The organism is Methylobacterium sp. C33D (assembly GCF_053345825.1).
On the sequence record NZ_JBKFAV010000256.1, the window covers coordinates 1 to 279 of the forward strand.

The 279-nt window shown below is 69.5% G+C and carries 1 pseudogene; it reads left to right on the forward strand.

Features of this window, described 5'->3' with window-relative positions:
- A pseudogene (locus tag ACLBXO_RS32280) lies at positions 1–279 on the forward strand (FAD/NAD(P)-binding protein); the annotation flags it as partial.

Below are 279 nucleotides of genomic sequence, written 5' to 3' on the forward strand. Positions count from 1 at the left end.
ACCCCACCCTGCCCCAGGAACCGGAAAGCCGCTTCCGGGGCGATCCGTGGAATCCGGAGCATGACGCGCGGCTGCATCCGGACCATCCGGTTCTCATCATCGGGACCGGTCTCAGCATGGTCGATGCGGTGATCAGTCTTCGGCGCCATGGCTTTCGCGGGCAGATCATCGCGCTCTCGCGGCGGGGGCGGACCCCGGCCGTGCACGTACGCGCCGACCCCTGGCCGCGTCCGGACTTCACGGCCGCCGAGACACGTTCGATCACCCGGCTTCTGGGCC